Source organism: Cohnella sp. GbtcB17 (assembly GCF_019091135.1).
In the GTDB taxonomy this organism is placed as follows: Bacteria; Bacillota; Bacilli; order Paenibacillales; family Paenibacillaceae; genus Cohnella.
Genome location: NZ_JAGXJW010000478.1, coordinates 1 through 236, shown reverse-complemented (window position 1 = coordinate 236; position 236 = coordinate 1). Strand labels below are relative to the sequence as shown.

The window sequence follows — 236 nt, the reverse complement described above, 5'->3', positions numbered from 1 at the left end:
CCATCATCCAACATATCACGGGAGGGTTCATGTTGAAAGAAACAAATAACGGTAAATTCAAATTCAGGACTACGCTCCCCACGTCGATCACGCTGGCGGCCGCTCTTACGGCAGCGGGCTGCGGCAACGCCCACAACAATAATACGGACGCTTCGGCGAGCGCAGCCCCCTCCGGCAGCGCCGGCTCCCCGGCTTCGGCCGCGGGGTCTGGCGGGGCGGCTCCTTCCGCCGGCCGC

Annotated in this window: 1 pseudogene; it reads left to right on the top strand. The window is 64.0% G+C overall.

Features of this window, described 5'->3' with window-relative positions:
• Positions 1-29: 29 nt before the first annotated feature.
• A pseudogene (locus KVT38_RS34210) lies at positions 30-236 on the top strand (hypothetical protein); the annotation flags it as partial.